The following is a 17,662-nucleotide window of genomic DNA, read 5'->3' on the forward strand; positions in this document are numbered from 1 at the left end:
TCATGACGTCAAAAAATACCGTTAAAATTGCCACTGTTGCCTTACTTATTGGTACTGCTATTGGTGTTACTTTTACACATTACATGCCAACTCATTCAGCATCTATGCCTATGGCTGAAACAACAACAGCCAATAATGAGCCACTGTATTGGGTTGCTCCTATGGATCCCAATTACCAACGCGATAAACCCGGTAAATCGCCAATGGGGATGGACTTAATTCCTGTTTATGCCGAAAAAGACGCAGCAAAAAAAAATGTTGCTGGTACGGTTATTATTGATGCCGCCGTTGAAAATAACTTAGGCGTAAAAACAGCAGCAGTGATTAAACAAAAACTATCGCCAAAAATAGATACCATTGGCTATGTTGCCTTTGACGAAAGTCATCTTTGGCAAACCAATATTCGAGTAAGTGGTTGGATCCAAAAGTTATACGTCAATGCGGTTGGTGAGCAAGTTAATCAAGGCGATGTATTGTTTACCCTTTACTCACCAGAACTCGTCAAATCCCAACAAGAATTACTCAATGCTTATCGCACCGGTCGAAGTGGATTAATGCAAGGTGCGCGAGATCGATTAGCCGCTCTTGGCGTTGATAAGCAACAAATCGAACATATTATCAAAACAGGAAAAGCCACCAAAACCATCGAAGTGAAAGCTATCGCTGATGGCGTTATTGCGAGTTTAAACGTCCGTGAAGGTGGTTATCTATCCCCAGCGCAAGCGGCTATCAGTGCCGGTCCACTTAATGAAGTCTGGGTTAATGCCGAAATATTTGAACGCCAAGCACACTGGATAACCACTGACAGTAAAGCCACTATGACATTAGATGCAATCCCCGGTCAGCAATGGCAAGGTAAGGTCGATTATGTTTACCCTATTTTAGATCCTAAAACACGTACATTACGGATGCGGTTAAAGTTTGCTAATCATAATAATCAATTAAAGCCAAATATGTTTGCCAATATCACCTTAACGCCGACCACTGATAAACCAGTACTGACGGTTCCGACCCAAGCTATTATTCGATCAGGAGATATGACCCGTGTTGTATTAGCTGAAGGAAATGGTAAATACCGTTCGGCAAAGATCAATATTGGCCGCGAAGCAAATGATCGGGTTGAAGTACTTGCTGGATTAACCACAGCCGATCGTATTGTCACCTCTGCACAATTTATGCTTGATTCAGAATCAAGTAAAAGTGCCGATCTCTCGCGTATTAATGGTGTCGACAATGTCGATCAACACCCTATCGTCACTTGGGCCAAAGGTGAGATCACGGCGATCAATAGCGATCAAGGCATCTTAACCATCAACCACCAGCCCGTCAGTGCTTGGAATTGGCCAGCAATGACAATGGATTTTAAAGTCAATCAAACACTTACGATTAACGATCTCATCGTTGGTCAACAAATTAAATTTGAAATTCAAAAAACAGCTAATAATCAGTATCAAGTTATTGATTATAAAAAAGACACGTCCAAAATGATCAATGAGATTTGGGTCAATGGCAATATCTCAATGTTAATGGCTGATTTTAATATGATCACCGTAAACCACCAACCCGTTCCCGAATGGCAATGGCCCGCGGGTGAAATGAACTTTACCGTCAGTGACACCATTGTATTAAGTGATTTTAAACAGGATCAACCGGTGCGATTTAAACTGGTTAAAAATGGCAGCGATTATATTCTGCAAGATCTTAAACCAATGGAGAATAAATAATGATCCCTGCTATTATTCGTTGGTCAATCAATAACCGTTTATTGGTATTAATTGCAGCCTTATTTTTAACCATTGGTGGCTTATACAGCGTTAAAAATACTCCCGTCGATGCCCTACCGGATCTGTCTGATGTTCAAGTCATCATTAAGACCAGCTACCCAGGTCAAGCACCACAAGTAGTTGAAGATCAAGTCACTTACCCATTAACGACAGCCATGTTAGCCGTACCTGGCGCTGAAACTGTCCGTGGTTATTCTTTCTTTGGCGATTCCTATGTCTACATTATCTTTAACGATAAAACAGATATGTATTGGGCTCGCTCTCGAGTATTAGAATATTTAAGCCAAGTTGCGCCTAAATTACCCGCCAATGCTAAACCGACATTAGGTCCAGATGCTACTGGGGTCGGCTGGATTTATAGCTATGTATTACAAGATAAAACAGGTAAACACGATCTAGCACAATTGCGTAGTTTACAAGATTGGTTTCTAAAATATGAACTCCAAACCGTCGCAGGTGTTTCTGAAGTTGCAACAGTTGGAGGCATGGTTAAACAATACCAAGTTCAAATAGATCCCTCTAAACTGCGGGCGTATAACCTTACTTTACAGCAAGTTAATATGGCAATTCAAAACGGTAACCAAGAAACAGGTGCCTCCGTTATTGAAATGGCTGAAGCTGAACATATGGTGCGTACCACGGGCTATTTAACCAATATTGAAGATATAAAATCATTACCACTTAAAGTCACTGAAAATGGTACACCCCTGTTATTAGGAGATATTGCAGATATCAATCTTGGCCCACAAATGCGCCGAGGTATTTCTGAATTTAATGGTGAAGGTGAAGCTGTCGGCGGCGTTATTGTGATGCGTTTTGGTGAAAATGCGAGTCAAGTGATCACCAATCTCAAAACAAAACTAGCACAATTACAACGTGGATTACCTGAAGGTGTTGAAATTGTTGCGACTTATGATCGCTCAACTTTAATTGACCATGCAGTTAAAAATCTTTGGCAAAAGCTCGCTGAAGAATTCCTTGTCGTTGCTATCGTCTGTGCTTTATTTTTATTCCACATTCGTTCTTCATTAGTAATTGCGATTAGCTTACCGATTGGTATTTTATCCGCCTTTATCATCATGCATTGGCAAGGTATCAATGCCAATATCATGTCATTAGGTGGTATTGCTATTGCAATCGGCGCGATGGTTGATGGTGCGATTGTAATGATAGAAAACGTTCATAAACATATTGAACGTACACCTCTCACCGATGAAAACCGTTGGCAAGTGATAGGAAAAGCGGCTGAAGAAGTTGGTACGCCACTGTTTTTCTCATTAATGATCATTACATTAAGTTTTGTGCCAGTATTTGCACTGGAAGGACAAGAAGGCAAAATGTTCTCGCCATTAGCATTTACGAAAACGTATGCCATGGCAGCAGCGGCAGGTTTAGCCATTACGTTAGTTCCCGTGTTAATGGGCTATTTTGTTCGAGGAAAGATTTTACCTGAACATAAAAACCCCGTGAACCGTGCCGTGATTGCACTCTATCGACCATTGTTGAATGTAAGTCTTAAATTCCCTAAAACAATTATCGTGATTGCGCTTTGCTTAATGGCATCGTCTTACTATCCATTAACAAAACTTGGTAGTGAATTCATTCCACCGTTAGATGAAGGTGATTTGATGTATATGCCAACCACCTATCCAGGGATATCGATTGGTAAAGCACGCCAGTTATTACAGCAAACCAATAAATTGATCAAAACCGTCCCTGAAGTCGCAACAGTTTGGGGTAAAGTCGGTCGTGCCGATACCGCGACGGATCCAGCGCCATTAACCATGATAGAAACGGTGATCCAATTCAAACCACGCGATCAATGGCGAGAAGGTGTCACGATTGAATCGTTACGTAAGCAATTAGATCAATTAATTCAATTTCCAGGCTTAACTAACGCTTGGGTAATGCCAATCAAAACGCGGATTGATATGTTAGCGACGGGGATCAAAACCCCTATCGGGATCAAAATCGCAGGTCCCGATCTGAAAGTGATCGAAAAGATCGGATCAGAGCTTGAACCTATTTTAAATAACATCACTGGCACTACCTCTGTTTATGCTGAGCGTGTTGCCGGTGGGCGTTATGTTACCGTTGATATTAATCGTCGCCAAGCGGCTCGCTATGGACTGGCAATTAAAGATGTTCAGCAAATCGTTTCTACTGCAGTCGGTGGGATGAATGTTGGTGAAACTATTGAAGGCTTAGAGCGTTATCCGATTAATGTTCGCTATCCGCAATCCTACCGTGATTCAGCCGCGAAACTAAAAGATCTGCCATTAATTACCCCTAATGGTGCACGTATCGCATTAGCTGATGTTGCTGATATTCGTTATGAAGATGGTCCACCAATGATTAAAACCGAAAATGCACGTCCAAATGGATGGGTATTTGTCGATATTGAACAGCGTGATTTAGGCTCTTATGTTAGCGAAGCACAACAAGTGGTTGCCGAACAATTGCAACTACCTGCTGGCTATTCATTAGCGTGGTCAGGTCAATATGAATATATGGAGCGAGCAAAAGCCCGTCTGAGTATTGTCACACCAATTACCCTTGTCATTATTATGCTGCTGCTCTATTTCAGTTTCCGCCGCCTACAAGAGATGTTCATTATTATGGCAACCCTACCATTAGCGATGGTCGGTGGTTTATGGCTAATGCTCATCCTTGGGTTTAATTTCTCTATCGCTGTCGGGGTCGGTTTTATCGCTCTTTCTGGTGTAGCGGTTGAAATTGGCGTGATTATGTTGGTGTACCTCAATCAGTCATGGGATTTTAAAAAGCAAGATGCACAAGATCAACAGCGCCAATTAACTGCTGATGATTTACAACAAGCGATTAGCGAAGGTGCCGGATTACGGGTACGCCCAGTAATGATGACGGTATTAACCGTTATCATTGGTTTAATCCCAATTATGTATGGTTCAGGTACGGGTTCAGAAGTGATGCAACGTATTGCGGCACCGATGATTGGCGGTATGTCATCTGCACTTTTACTAACGTTATTAGTGCTTCCTGCCATTTTCAAACTTTGGAAAAGTCGCGAACTTAATACCAATACCAATACCAATACCAATACCAATACCAATACCAATACCAATACCAATACCACAGCATCATTAAATTCATCATCAATTACAAAGGAATGAATCATGAAAAAAACACTGCTTATTTTAGCGATGGCCTTAACAACCACAAACGCCATTGCTGCTATGGATCACTCAACGATGGATCATAGTGGTATGGATCACTCACAAATGGGCGCCACTGAAATGGACCATAGCGGTATGGACCACTCACAAATGGATACCACTAAAATGGACCATAGTGGTATGGACCACTCACAAATGGACACCACTAAAATGGACCATCAGATGATGAATATGAAAAGTATGTCTGATGTGGGTATGCCTGCGGCAGGTTCAAAACCCGATAAAGTGGCCTATGTCATTCTCTCGGATGATATGCAAATCACCTTCAAACAACCTGTCGATATCAAACCTAATGATGTGGTGCAATTTGTCGTTATCAACCAAGGTAAAATGGCGCACGAATTTTCAATTGGCTCTCCACAAGAGCAAGCACAATATCGAAAGATGACGAAAGATCATCAAGCTGATAATGGCAATACCGTCACCATCGCCCCAGGAAAAGCCAAGCAGGTATTATGGCACTTCCACGGCAGTAACAAAGTAGAGCTTGCTTGTAATATGGCAGGACATGCCGATGCTGGAATGACGAAAACAATTACGTTGTAGCAAAGAAGATAATTACAGCTAATAAAAAAGCAGCTTCAATAGAAGCTGCTTTTAATATTTATTTGCAACGAAGACAATTACTTCTCGTCAGTCGTTTCTTCTAATGATTCTACACCACGAAGGTTGATCTGTAGTGCTTGTAAAAAGTTACGCAATACTTGATCTTTACACTCACGGTAGTGCTTATGATCCACTTTACGGAAGAAAGCACTTAATTCATGCTTGCTTAAACGAAAATCAACTAACTTCAATAAATCAAGCACTTCTTCTGCTTTTAGATTTAGTGCAATTTGTAATTTTTTAAAAATAATATTATTTGTGATTTTCTGCTCTGGCGCAGGCTGGACGCCTTCTTTTTTACCACGCTTTTGATTAATAAAGCCATTTAAGAAAATAGCAACTTGCTCATCAGAACAGCTTTTATAACCTTCAGCTTCATCGCCTTTTAACCAGCTACATACTTGCTCACGTGTTACTTCACAGTCAGCAGCAGCGAAAATAGCGATCATCTCACTATCATTTAATTCAAAAGTATAGCGAACACGGCGCAAAACATCGTTATTAGTCACAATTTATCCAATTTAGTATGCTGTCGTTGCAATAACCACAGCGAAATTATCAGCGAAGAATAACAGATAATTCACCGCTATTCACCCGTATCTAGTAGCTTTTGTACATCAACTATGCCAATCATTGCTTTGTTTAATGGATTACTCTCTGCCGTAATTAATAATCGACCCGCGCCATACCAATGAATAGCTTCCCATTGCGAGTAAATATCTAACTGCTTATAAATCCCTGTTGACCAATCTGGTTTATTATTCTTCACTTTCACTAGCCAGATAAATGAATAGCCTAAGTATTTATTTTTTCGGTAACCAATGAATGCTAACGTTGCTGTTTGAGGATCATAATCAACGCCAGTAATTAAGCCTTTACTTGGGTATTCAGCCACTGGTTTTACGTGTTGTATTTTATCCGTTTCAGCTGTATTTATTTGATAAAGCTTCGTTTTTTCATCTTTCCAGTTTTTAGTAAATAGCCACAGTTGATCGCCAACAACAGTAATCGCCTCACTGTCAAAATTATGCTTATTAAACCAACCTTTTTTAAAATCACTATATTGATAATTTAATACTGCAGTCGGTACTACTGCTGGCTGCTGACTAAGCCCCTTTCGCGCGATTTTATAAATCACACCACCTTTACGTTTCGCCAGATTATTACCAATGTCACCAACATATAAAAATTGCTGATCTTGCGCCAGATCTTCCCAATCGCGATTACGGCTATTATTAATCGTTACTACTTGTGCAATACCCGTTAAATCATGATCTAACCGATAAAGTTTATTCTGACCATAAGTATCATTTTGAGTCCAAACGTCACCATCAATAACAGCCAATCCTGATGTTTCGTTTAGATATTTTGGCATATATGCCAAAATATCCACATAAAGTGTTTTCCGCACAAAATAAGTAGCGGCCATACTGCATGATGACAATAATAACACTGCTATCAATACAGAAATAATTCTTTTAATTATCAAATTATTACCTGTAAAAAAAACCAACAAATAAAAACACTAATTAATTATAATATCATTATATTTACTATATGAAAAACTAGCATAAATCATACAAAAGACCGAGATAAATAGGAAATTCCCACCATTACCAACCATAATTAATCCCAAACCTATTAATTTACGTTTACTCGGTATGGCAGGTAAATAATGATCACTATTCCACACCTCATTAAGTATAAACATAGCCTCACAGCTTTGTGCCTACTGTTAATAAGTTTCCATACTCATGCTATTCAGCTCGCTCCTCTTAATGGATCTGAATATGTCGGTGATTTAGCGGTACTGGAAAAAAAACGCGTGTTGCGAGTATTAGTTGCGGCCGATTTAGGCTTTTATTACATTGAAGATGGTACCACCAAAGGAATTGTTGCTGATTTATTACAACACTTTGGGAAAGATATTCATAAAAATTACCCATCTTTACACCTGCAAGTCATCCCTGTTCATCGAGATAATCTGCTGCCTTATCTCGTAAAAGGTTTAGGTGACTTAGCTGTTGCTAATATTACGATCACTGCGGAACGTAAAAAAATAGTCGCCTTTAGCCAGCCCGTACTAAGTAATATCTCAGAAATTCTTATTAATAATAAAAAACAGCCACCTTTCACTAAGGTAACCGATTTAAGCGGCCAAACAATATGGGTAAGAAAAAGTTCTAGCTACTATCAAAGTTTACTCAAAATTAATAATAAATTACGGATGCAAAACCTACCACCAGCATCAATATTATTTATAGACGAAACCTTACAAGACTATGAGTTACTAGAACTTATAAATTTAGATTTACTCAATGCAACTGTCATTGATGATCATAAGATAAAAATTTGGGAGCCAATCTTAAAAAACATTCGCGTCAATGATAGTTTTGTTTTGCGTAACAATGGTCAAATAGCATGGGCAATGCGTAAAGACAGCCCCAAATTGATGGCAATGGTGAATAAATATATTAATACCGTCAAAGAGGGTACCTTGATAGGTAATATGATTTATAACAAGTATTTAGAAAACCACCGCTGGCTCCATACCCTACTTGATCCTAATAATATTGATAAAATGGAAAATCTCTCGCATATATTCTTTCGTTATTCAAAGCAATATGATTTTGATTATTTAATGCTAATGGCACAAGGCTTTCAAGAATCAGGGCTTAATCAACATAAGGTATCCAATAAAGGGGCAGTAGGAATTATGCAAATATTACCCAGTACAGCCCGTGATCCCAATGTTGACATACCTAATATTTATACCTCAACCAATAATATTCACGCTGGTATTAAATATATGCGTTATCTGCAAGATCAATACTTTAGTAGTAGCGAAATAGATTATGATAATAAAATTTATCTCTCATTAGCGGCTTATAATGCAGGACCAGGAAACATCAATAAAATGCGTCGCTATGCAAAAGAACAAGGCTATAATCCTAATATTTGGTTTAATAATGTTGAACTCATTACTCGTAAACATATAGGGCTACAGCCTATCGTCTATGTTAATAACATCAATCGTTATTTCATTGTTTATAAACAAATAATGAAACTTCAACGTTTCCGTGATTCAGGCATTAGACCGTTTATTCCACCGTATCGATTTGATGCTTCAGTATTATTTAAGTAAATCACCTTTATCGTGATTTCATTTAGGCAATTTAAAAGCATAATTCAATATGTACGTTATATTATGCTTTTAAATTAGGGATGGATAAATGCTTATCACGACGATCTTGTTTATGGAAATACCATAATTTACGATTTTTTGATGATTTTTTCATTATATTATCAATCACAATAAAAATAGAATAAATATCATCCTATTATTTATCCTTAATGTAAATTAATGCAGCCACCAATAAGTGCTCATATTTTCAATATTACATTGTAAATTTAACACTACAAATAAATGTAATCTCATGTTCTTACGCTATGCACACACAAAATGACACAAACAACTTTGTAACAAATAATATTCATAATTAGCCATAACAATCAAACAATCAGGGTTTAGTACGACAAATAACGATACTTATGTCACGAATTTATTAATTCACAATAATTCACACTGACGAACCCTATCGTTTTTTAACATTATTTATAGCCATATAGAAACAAATAGCAAGCGATTGCGCAATATTGAGAAATTAGTTTTTGTCAATTACAAAAAAAACCTCTGGATTAAAATTGCGATATATATCACTTTATCTAAGAATGAAATCGTTCAGCATAACCACATAAACAGATAATAATCACACTGAGCACAATCTAATATGGTCTATCTACACTTTATACTCGGGTTAGTCGTTATTGCAGTATTAGCGTTACTTGCCAGTAATAACCGAAAAAACATTAAATATCGGTATATTATTCAATTACTTATTATTGAATTAGCATTAGCTTACTTCCTACTTAACTCATCTGCTGGTACTGGTATTGTTAAAGAGTTCGCTGATGCATTTAATGGTCTGCTTTCATTTGCATCTGACGGTACTAATTTTGTGTTCGGTAATTTATCGAATAACAATGATTTTAACTTCTTCCTTAGTGTATTGATGCCGATTGTCTTTATCTCAGCGCTAATTGGTATTTTACAACACATCAAAGTATTACCTTATATCATCAAAGGTTTAGGCTTTTTACTTTCTAAAGTGAATGGTATGGGTAAGCTAGAATCATTTAACGCAATTAGTGCATTGATGGTTGGTCAGTCTGAAAACTTTATTACCTATAAAAATATTTTAGGTGGTATGTCTGAACGTCGTATGTATACCCTTGCGGCAACAGCAATGTCGACGGTTTCAATGTCTATCGTTGGCTCATACATGAAGCTTATCGATCCTAAATATGTTGTCGCAGCATTATTCCTAAACATGTTTAGTACCTTCATCATTCTTTCCATTATTAATCCTTATGACCATGAAGCAGAAATGGATATCGATGAAATGATGGCAGCTGAAAGTGGCGAAAAATTAACGTTCTTTGAAATGCTAGGCGAATACATTTTAATGGGCTTTAAGGTCGCCGTTATTGTTGCAGCGATGCTTATTGGTTTCATTGCTTTGATTTCAATGATCAATGCCGGCTTTAGTGCTGCGTTTGGTATCAGTTTCCAAAACATCATCGGTTACTTATTCTACCCTGTCGCTTGGTTAATGGGTGTACCTGCTCATGAGGCATTACAAGCAGGCAGTATCATGGCAACCAAACTGGTTACGAATGAATTCGTTGCAATGATGGATCTTCAAAAGCAAGTAGGCAGTTTATCAGCACACACGGTAGGTACTGTGTCTATCTTCCTTGTTTCATTCGCAAACTTCAGTTCTATCGGTATTATTGCTGGTGCGGTTAAAGGTGTTAATGAAGAAAAAGGTAATATGGTAGCGCGTTTTGGTTTACGTTTACTTTATGGTTCAACTTTAGTTAGTATTTTATCAGCATTAATTGCCAACATAATGCTATAGCAACATTTATTAATGGCAGGGATTTTTAAGCCCTGCCATTTTTAATCGTATAATAATTAATATCTTCAACTTTTTATCTCCACTTAAATCTCTACCTTTCTAACCGATATGAGATCAATTCCACTGCACTTAATTAAATAAGTAATATTAACTTCCGATTTTAGCCTCTTCTATTTGTATGATAAATAATTTAAATTTTGTGTTACTCATCACATAAAATTCGATTTAGCGAAAACATGTCCTGAGCCGATTAATAATTATAACCATGAGGCTTATATGTTAAATAAAACCATTTCAGGTGCAGAGCTTGTCGTTGCAACTCTAAACGCACATGATGTTCCGCATATTTTTGGTATCCCTGGTGCTAAGATCGATTCCGTATTCGATGCTGTATGCGATAACGGTCCTGAAATCATTATTTGTCACCACGAACAAAATGCGGCTTTCATGGCAGCAGCAACAGGTCGTTTAACAGGTAAAGCTGGTGTTTGTCTTGCAACGTCTGGTCCTGGCGCATCAAACCTTGTTACTGGCGTAGCAACAGCAAATAGTGAAGGTGACCCTGTTGTTGCACTTGCTGGTGCGGTTCCACTTTCGATGTATTCCCATAATACGCACCAATCAATGGATACACGTTCTCTATTTAATCCTATTACTAAGTTTTCCGCAGAAGTAATGGACACTGCTTCAGTGTCTGACGTGGTTCATAAAGCATTTCGTATTGCCGAGCAACCGACTCAAGGGGCAAGTTTTGTTAGCCTTCCTCAGGATGTACTAACCAACCAAATCCCTTTTATTCAAGTACAACAACCGAAGCCAATTTTATTTGGTGGTGCGCACCCACAAGCTATTCGTCAAGCAGCTGATCTTATTAATGCGGCTAAAAATCCCGTGTTATTATTAGGTATGGATGCAAGTCAGCCATTTGTAACGGCTTCCATTCGTCAGCTACTCGAACAAACTAAAATAGCTGTCGTTAATACCTTTGCTGCCGCAGGCGTTATTTCTCATGACTTATATGATTGTTTCCTTGGTCGCGTCGGTTTATTTAAAAACCAACCAGGTGATATTGCATTAAACAATGCTGATTTAATTATTACTATTGGTTATAGCCCAATTGAATACGATCCAATCTTATGGAATAAAGACGGTAAAACCCCCATTATTCATATCGGTTATCAACAAGCTGATTTAGAAGCCAGTTATAATCCGGTTTCAGAAGTTGTTGGTGATGTTGCGGTTTCTGTTAGTTCTATTGCTGCTGAATTAGATGCACGTGAGCCGCTTGAAAAAAATCAAAAATTCCAAGATTTACGTCAAGATTTACAACAAATTATGCGCATGGGCGTTAACAAAACATCATCAATGGGTGTCCACCCACTACGTTTTGTGCATGACCTACGCCGCTTTGTAAGTGATGATACTACTGTATGTTGCGATGTAGGCTCTATCTACATTTGGATGGCGCGCTACTTCCACTCATTTGAACCACGTCGTCTATTGTTCAGTAACGGTCAGCAAACATTAGGTGTTGCTTTACCTTGGGCTATTGCAGCTTCACTACTGACACCAAACGAAAAAGTTATCTCAATGTCAGGTGATGGTGGTTTCTTATTCTCATCAATGGAATTAGCTACAGCTGTTCGTCATAAATGTAATATTGTTCACTTTGTTTGGACAGATCACAGCTACGATATGGTTAAAATTCAGCAACTTAAGAAGTATGGCCGCGAAAGTGCAGTTAGCTTCATGGGCCCTGATATTGTTAAGTATGCCGAAAGTTTTGGTGCACATGGTTTAGCGATTAATACTGCTGATGATATTGAACCCGTATTACGTAAAGCAATGGCATTAAGTGGCCCTGTATTAGTTAACGTTAATGTAGACTACCGCGATAACAGCCGTCTACTTGATCAACTTCACCCTTGCCAACAAGATTAAAGGAATGCGTCATGAGTAATAAAAACAACGACAAAACGTTTTACCAAACCTCAATGATGAGCGCTTTAATTGCAGGTTTATATCAAGGTGATTTTACCATTGGTCAATTACTTGATCACGGTAACTTTGGTATTGGTACCTTTAATGATCTTGATGGTGAGATGATTATTTTAGGAGATGAAGTGTATCAACTTACCAGTACAGGTAAGGTGCATTTAGTTGATCATGATATCACGACGCCATTTGCTGGTGTGGTTAACTTCGAACCGACAGACACTGTAAGCCTTATTGAGCTAACTAAAGCTGAGTTTGAAACTTGCCTTGAAAAAGATTTTGTTGCGAATAATGCTATCAATGCTATTCGTTTAACGGGCAAATTCTCATACGTTAAAACACGCACAGTACCTGCACAGCATCGTCCTTACCCTCCAATGGTTGAAGTAGTTAAACATCAACCTATTGCTGAAATGACGCATGTGTCAGGCGTGATGATTGGCTTTAAAATCCCTGAATACATGATCGGTATTAACGTACCTGGTTTCCACTTTCATTTTATCAGTGATGATCGTACCCAAGGTGGCCATGTTAGTGACTTTATTCTAACTGAAGGTACTGCTGAAGTTGAAATATTTAAAGATTTCCATCTTCGTATGCCAGCCTCTCAAGAATTTGATCGTGCTAATTTAAATCCTGATGATCTTAAAGCTGCGATTCATACCACTGAAAAATAATCACTAATAAATATTCCTTCAGGCTCTATTCTTTTAAAGGATAGAGCTTTTTTTTACTGTTTTCACAAACATTATTGACAATATCAAAGACTCTCTATACTATCCGCGCCAGCTGAAGCAATCGATTACATTACAGTGCTTTTTAGCGAAACGTACATCACCACAATGCAGCTGATCCCCATCAGTTGTCTTTCTATTTTTATAAATATGAGAGACTTTGATTTTGGGATTGATTATGCAAACTGACACATTAACTACAACTACCTCCCCTCGCCACACAAACTGGCAAAATAAAGCTATTTTAAGCGTTGCTTTTCTAATGGCGACCACTTCTGTTGGCCCTGGTTTTCTAACACAAACCGCTGTGTTTACCAATATTTATAACGTTGATATGGCTTTCCCTGTTTTTGCCTCGATGTTTATTACTTTTGGCATTGTGATGAACTTATGGCGTATCGTTGGCGTCTCAGGCTTACGTATTCAAGATATTGCCAATAAAGTAGCACCCGGCATGGGATACTTCATCGGCATTCTATTAGCGCTTGGTGCCGTTGCTTTCAACTTTGGTAATGTCAGTGGCTCAGCACTAGGTATGAATGTTCTAACAGGACTAGACACCACTTGGGGCGCTCTTTTTACTGGTGTTATTGGAAGCCTACTTTTTATTGTCCATAATGCATCCAAACGCATGGACCAAATGGCGCGTTACTTAGGATTATTAATGATCATATTAATTGCCTATGTTGCCCTGACCAACTTACCCCCACTAGCACCTACCGTCATTGCAGCGATAGCTCCTTCTGATTTTTCCAACCTTTTATTACCAACATTAACTATCGTCGGTGGAGCGGTTGGTGGCTATTATACGGGCGCACAACGATTAATTGATGTGAAATTAACAGGCATTGAAAATACACACAATGTCACCAAAACGGCATGGGCCGGTATTTCTATTGCCGTTATTATTCGTATCTTATTATTTTGTGCAGTATTAGGTGTTATCACAACGGGAGTAACATTAGATCCATCCAACCCTGCGGCAGATGCATTTCGTCATGGTGCGGGGGATGTGGGTTACTTTATTTTTGGGTTGGTATTATTTGTTGCGTCAATTACCTCTGTCGTAGGCAACTCATACATGGCGATATCACTCATAAAGACACTTTTTCCTGTCGTTGCCCGCAATGAAAAATCATGGTGCGTAGGATTTATCATGCTAACCACGGTAGGCACAGTATTGATGAATATGCCTATCTTATTGCTGATGCTTGCGGGTCTGGTTAATAGTGTTATTTTACCTATTGTACTTGCTACAATGCTTGCAGCGACACGTAAACCAAACATTGTTGGTGATTACAAACACCCGCTTTATCTTACCGCTATTGGTGTTACTATTGTGATAGTGATGAGCTTAGCGAGTCTGTCTAATATTAGTGGCTTCATTACTAAATTTATAGGCTAACAGCTAGAGGTATGCCAATGGTATACCTTTTCCCTACAGCTTTATCGTAATAACAAAAATATTCATACTTTCAAATTGATATCACCACAATAAAACCTCAAATATAATAAATATCAATATAAGAAGTACTAATGGTTGTCTTTAGGTATAGGTTTTAGTTATATTAAAGGCACACCAACATAGTCATTTTTATGTAGTTCGATAAAATATGACCAATACTCATTATAATAAATAAGATGAATCGTTAAAAAATGAATATAAAGATTGAAACTCTTACCTCATTTATTGCTGCTGCCGAATATGGTTCGTTTAGTGCTGCTGCACGACAGCTAAATAAAACCCAAGCTGCAGTTAGCCTCACTATTCAAAATTTTGAAATTGATTTAGGATTTCAAGTCTTTGATCGTTCGAGTAAATGTCCTCGACTAACAGAAAAAGGCGAACATGTACTCAAAAATGCAAAAATAATGATGGCGCAATACCAGACCTTTCTGGAGCGCTCATTGTCTATTTACCACATGAATGATGTAAAAATAAAAGTCGGTATAGATCCACTGGTTTGTAATGCTAAAATACTATCAATAATCAAAAGGTTATCTTCTGATTTACCTAATATTGAATTATTCATTATGCAACAAAACAGTAAACGTTTAGCAGAAGAGATCAAAGCTAAAAATCTTGATATTGCACTAGGCATTTTTGATCATGAAAATAAAATGAATCTAGAATACACCCAAGCATTTAATATCAATGTAAGTTGGGTTGCGACTCAATCGTACCTTGATAAATTTAATGCTGGTGCAACAACCTTAAGTTATCAAGATTTTTGTCAGCAACGTCTTTTGATCCCTGCATCTTTAGACTCACTACCATTTGATGAAGCAAAGGCAGCATTGCAATTATGGCATGTTGAAGACATCCATACTATTTTGTCTTTATGCCGTGAAGATATTGGTATTTGTTGTTTACCCGATTTTGTATTACAACATGATCTTAAAAATGAAATGGTACAAAAACTTAATCTTTCATTCAGTAAGATCACCAGTAATGTATGGTCAGCATCCCTTATCTATCCTATCGGTTCTCAATTAAGCCCAGCAATTCACTGGCTTCGAGGACAATTTACGGATATTGAATCGTTTTAAGTTATTTTTTTAGCATGAGCTTCCCCGCTCATGCTACTTCTTTCTTTTTTAACTCCGCTAATATTCTTACCCTATAAGAAAACAACCCTTGCTTTAGGTTGTTTTTTCTACTCTTTAACACACCTTCAGCTGTATAGTTATGCACACTACCCGAATACATATAACCCCTTACTTTACCAGCGATTTATTGTTACCAATCTTTACTAGCACATAATTACACCCTTAATTATTACACCACAGTAAAGGTTATTTGTTTTTTTGTATGATTGTGCTTATAAAAGTTTACAATATAATGGTCACCACTGGCGCAACAGCGATATTTTAAAAAAAATACCTGTGTTGAGTTCACAGAACTTGAAATTTGACTAATTTAATTGTCTTATATCAAAGAAATTCATTACATATAAGATATCAGGTAGCCGCCCTGCGTGTTGTGGCTAATAAAAAGTCATTTTGTAGCAACGGATCAGCTCATAGATTTAATGATGGAAAGACCATCCCCTGAGAATGATGTCTAGGGTTCACTTTTTGAGGTATTCGTTATGTCACGAATCGTTATTGTAGGTGGCGGTGCTGCCGGTATAGAACTATCAACATTGTTAGCAAAAGCTAACCGTAAAAAACATGAAATCATTCTGGTTGAGCCAGAAACAGATCACTATTGGAAACCTCGTTTACATGAGATTGCAGCAGGTACTTTTGACCGCGAACTAGATTCAGTTTGCTATTTCACCCATGGCGCAGTCAATGGTTACCAGCATTACCAAGCAGCAATGACAGATATTGATCGTGAAAATAAGATGCTTGCTGTTCGTCGTAACGATGGTACAGAAGCTGCGGTTAAATATGATTACCTTGTTGTTGCCGTTGGCGCAGTGAGTAACGACTTTAACACCACTGGTGCTCGTGATAATTGTATTTTCCTCGATTCAGCAAGCCAAGCTCGCCATGCATGGAACAAGATCAGCCAATTGTTGCGAGAAGGCAATGATCGTACCGTTAATATTGTCGGTGCAGGCGCAACAGGTGTTGAACTTGCTGCTGAGCTTGCTCGAGTAAGTCACAAATTGCAGCGTTATAATGCCGCTAAACTAACAATCAACCTGATTGAAGCTGCAGATCGTGTGCTGCCAAATAGCCCACAAAAAATGTCGGCTAAAGTATTAAAAGAACTACAACGTACAAATATTAATGTCCTTTTAAATACCCGTATCAGTGAAGTATCTGAACACGGCATGGTTACAGCAGATAATCAACCATTAGAGGCTGATATTCAGTTTTGGGCTGCTGGTGTAAAAGCGCCTGAGTGGTTAAAAGGCCTTGGTGGTTTAGAATACAATCGCATGAATCAAATTGTTGTTAATGCTAATTTAACCACGACCATTGATGACAGTATTTTTGCTTTAGGTGATTGTGCATCAATTCCACAAGCTGACGGTAGTTTTGTTCCACCAAAAGCACAAGCAGCTAACCGTGCTGCCGTGCATTTAACCAAAAGTTTAACTGGGTTATTACGTGGTAAAGAACTGACTGATTTTGAATTTAAAGATGGTGGTATGGTTGTCGCTGTTGGACATCATTTTGCTGTAGGCTCATTTGCGCCTAATTCAAAGATGGCAAATAATTTGGTCTTTAAGGGGCGTCTTATTCGTCGTCTTTACGATACTATTTTCCGCCTTCACCAACGTACAGTTGAAGGCATGTTTACGGTATCACGCTTAATTATTACTAAACGATTAAAAGCACTATTCCAACCTAACGGAATGTAATAAATAAAAATAATCAATATTCGGCTA

Annotated in this window: 12 protein-coding genes; 10 read left to right on the top strand and 2 right to left on the bottom strand. The window is 38.1% G+C overall.

Translation table 11 applies throughout. The features are described 5' to 3' along the window. The first annotated feature begins 2 nt into the window (after positions 1–2). Genes BTO21_RS06595 through copI form a run of 3 tightly spaced genes read left to right on the top strand, consistent with a single transcriptional unit; the run spans position 3 to position 5,545 of the window. Positions 3–1,724, top strand: coding sequence for an efflux RND transporter periplasmic adaptor subunit (locus BTO21_RS06595; RefSeq protein ID WP_105026736.1), 1,722 nt, complete (start codon positions 3–5; stop codon positions 1,722–1,724). Next, complete coding sequence (locus tag BTO21_RS06600) at positions 1,724–4,936, top strand: efflux RND transporter permease subunit (protein WP_045031749.1); 3,213 nt, start codon at positions 1,724–1,726, stop codon at positions 4,934–4,936. Before BTO21_RS06595 ends, BTO21_RS06600 begins: the two co-directional genes overlap by 1 nt. A gap of 3 nt (positions 4,937–4,939) precedes the next feature. After that, complete coding sequence (copI, locus tag BTO21_RS06605) at positions 4,940–5,545, top strand: copper-resistant cuproprotein CopI (RefSeq protein WP_045031752.1); 606 nt, start codon at positions 4,940–4,942, stop codon at positions 5,543–5,545. Positions 5,546–5,622: 77 nt separating this feature from the next. Here the strand turns inward: copI and BTO21_RS06610 are convergent, their stop codons facing one another. Further along, positions 5,623–6,114 carry a YehS family protein gene (locus BTO21_RS06610; protein ID WP_045031755.1) on the bottom strand — a complete coding sequence of 164 codons (492 nt, stop codon included), beginning with the start codon at positions 6,112–6,114 and terminating at the stop codon, positions 5,623–5,625. A 77-nt stretch (positions 6,115–6,191) separates the two neighbouring features. Then, complete coding sequence (locus BTO21_RS06615) at positions 6,192–6,980, bottom strand: hypothetical protein (protein ID WP_239998038.1); 789 nt, start codon at positions 6,978–6,980, stop codon at positions 6,192–6,194. Between the two features lie 300 nt (positions 6,981–7,280). On the opposite strand from BTO21_RS06615, the gene BTO21_RS06620 reads away from it, so the two are divergent. The 7 genes from BTO21_RS06620 to BTO21_RS06650 all read left to right on the top strand — a co-directional run bounded on the left by BTO21_RS06620 (position 7,281) and on the right by BTO21_RS06650 (position 17,635). Beyond that, a complete protein-coding gene (locus BTO21_RS06620) occupies positions 7,281–8,750 on the top strand; it encodes an MltF family protein (protein WP_065193331.1) in 1,470 nt (489 codons plus the stop codon). Between the two features lie 646 nt (positions 8,751–9,396). Beyond that, entirely contained in the window at positions 9,397–10,587 is a 1,191-nt protein-coding gene (locus tag BTO21_RS06625; protein WP_045031758.1) for a NupC/NupG family nucleoside CNT transporter, read from the top strand. A gap of 276 nt (positions 10,588–10,863) precedes the next feature. Continuing rightward, positions 10,864–12,528 carry an acetolactate synthase AlsS gene (gene alsS, locus BTO21_RS06630; protein ID WP_045031760.1) on the top strand — a complete coding sequence of 555 codons (1,665 nt, stop codon included), beginning with the start codon at positions 10,864–10,866 and terminating at the stop codon, positions 12,526–12,528. A gap of 11 nt (positions 12,529–12,539) precedes the next feature. Continuing rightward, the gene (gene budA, locus BTO21_RS06635) at positions 12,540–13,259 is read left to right on the top strand and encodes an acetolactate decarboxylase (RefSeq protein ID WP_045031762.1); all 720 of its coding nucleotides are present in this window, start codon (positions 12,540–12,542) and stop codon (positions 13,257–13,259) included. Between the two features lie 235 nt (positions 13,260–13,494). Further along, on the top strand, positions 13,495–14,721 hold the full coding sequence (locus BTO21_RS06640; RefSeq protein ID WP_045031764.1) for an NRAMP family divalent metal transporter: 1,227 nt from the start codon (positions 13,495–13,497) through the stop codon (positions 14,719–14,721). 251 nt (positions 14,722–14,972) lie between these two features. Then, positions 14,973–15,866, top strand: coding sequence for a LysR family transcriptional regulator (locus BTO21_RS06645; RefSeq protein ID WP_045031767.1), 894 nt, complete (start codon positions 14,973–14,975; stop codon positions 15,864–15,866). A gap of 542 nt (positions 15,867–16,408) precedes the next feature. Next, positions 16,409–17,635 (top strand): NAD(P)/FAD-dependent oxidoreductase, encoded by a 1,227-nt coding sequence (locus BTO21_RS06650; protein WP_045031769.1) that lies wholly within the window; start codon positions 16,409–16,411, stop codon positions 17,633–17,635. Positions 17,636–17,662 lie beyond the last annotated feature (27 nt).

It is taken from the genome of Photobacterium phosphoreum, assembly GCF_002954725.1.
GTDB lineage: Bacteria > Pseudomonadota > Gammaproteobacteria > Enterobacterales > Vibrionaceae > Photobacterium > Photobacterium phosphoreum.

Bases quoted from the DNA above. Each gene is read 5' to 3' on its own strand.
- BTO21_RS06595 (WP_105026736.1), top strand. From the start codon at position 3: ATGACGTCAAAAAATACCGTTAAAATTGCCACTGTTGCCTTACTTATT.
- BTO21_RS06600 (WP_045031749.1), top strand. From the start codon at position 1,724: ATGATCCCTGCTATTATTCGTTGGTCAATCAATAACCGTTTATTGGTA.
- copI (WP_045031752.1), top strand. From the start codon at position 4,940: ATGAAAAAAACACTGCTTATTTTAGCGATGGCCTTAACAACCACAAAC.
- BTO21_RS06615 (WP_239998038.1), bottom strand. From the start codon at position 6,980: ATGCCAAAATATCTAAACGAAACATCAGGATTGGCTGTTATTGATGGT.
- BTO21_RS06620 (WP_065193331.1), top strand. From the start codon at position 7,281: ATGATCACTATTCCACACCTCATTAAGTATAAACATAGCCTCACAGCT.
- BTO21_RS06625 (WP_045031758.1), top strand. From the start codon at position 9,397: ATGGTCTATCTACACTTTATACTCGGGTTAGTCGTTATTGCAGTATTA.
- alsS (WP_045031760.1), top strand. From the start codon at position 10,864: ATGTTAAATAAAACCATTTCAGGTGCAGAGCTTGTCGTTGCAACTCTA.
- budA (WP_045031762.1), top strand. From the start codon at position 12,540: ATGAGTAATAAAAACAACGACAAAACGTTTTACCAAACCTCAATGATG.
- BTO21_RS06640 (WP_045031764.1), top strand. From the start codon at position 13,495: ATGCAAACTGACACATTAACTACAACTACCTCCCCTCGCCACACAAAC.
- BTO21_RS06645 (WP_045031767.1), top strand. From the start codon at position 14,973: ATGAATATAAAGATTGAAACTCTTACCTCATTTATTGCTGCTGCCGAA.
- BTO21_RS06650 (WP_045031769.1), top strand. From the start codon at position 16,409: ATGTCACGAATCGTTATTGTAGGTGGCGGTGCTGCCGGTATAGAACTA.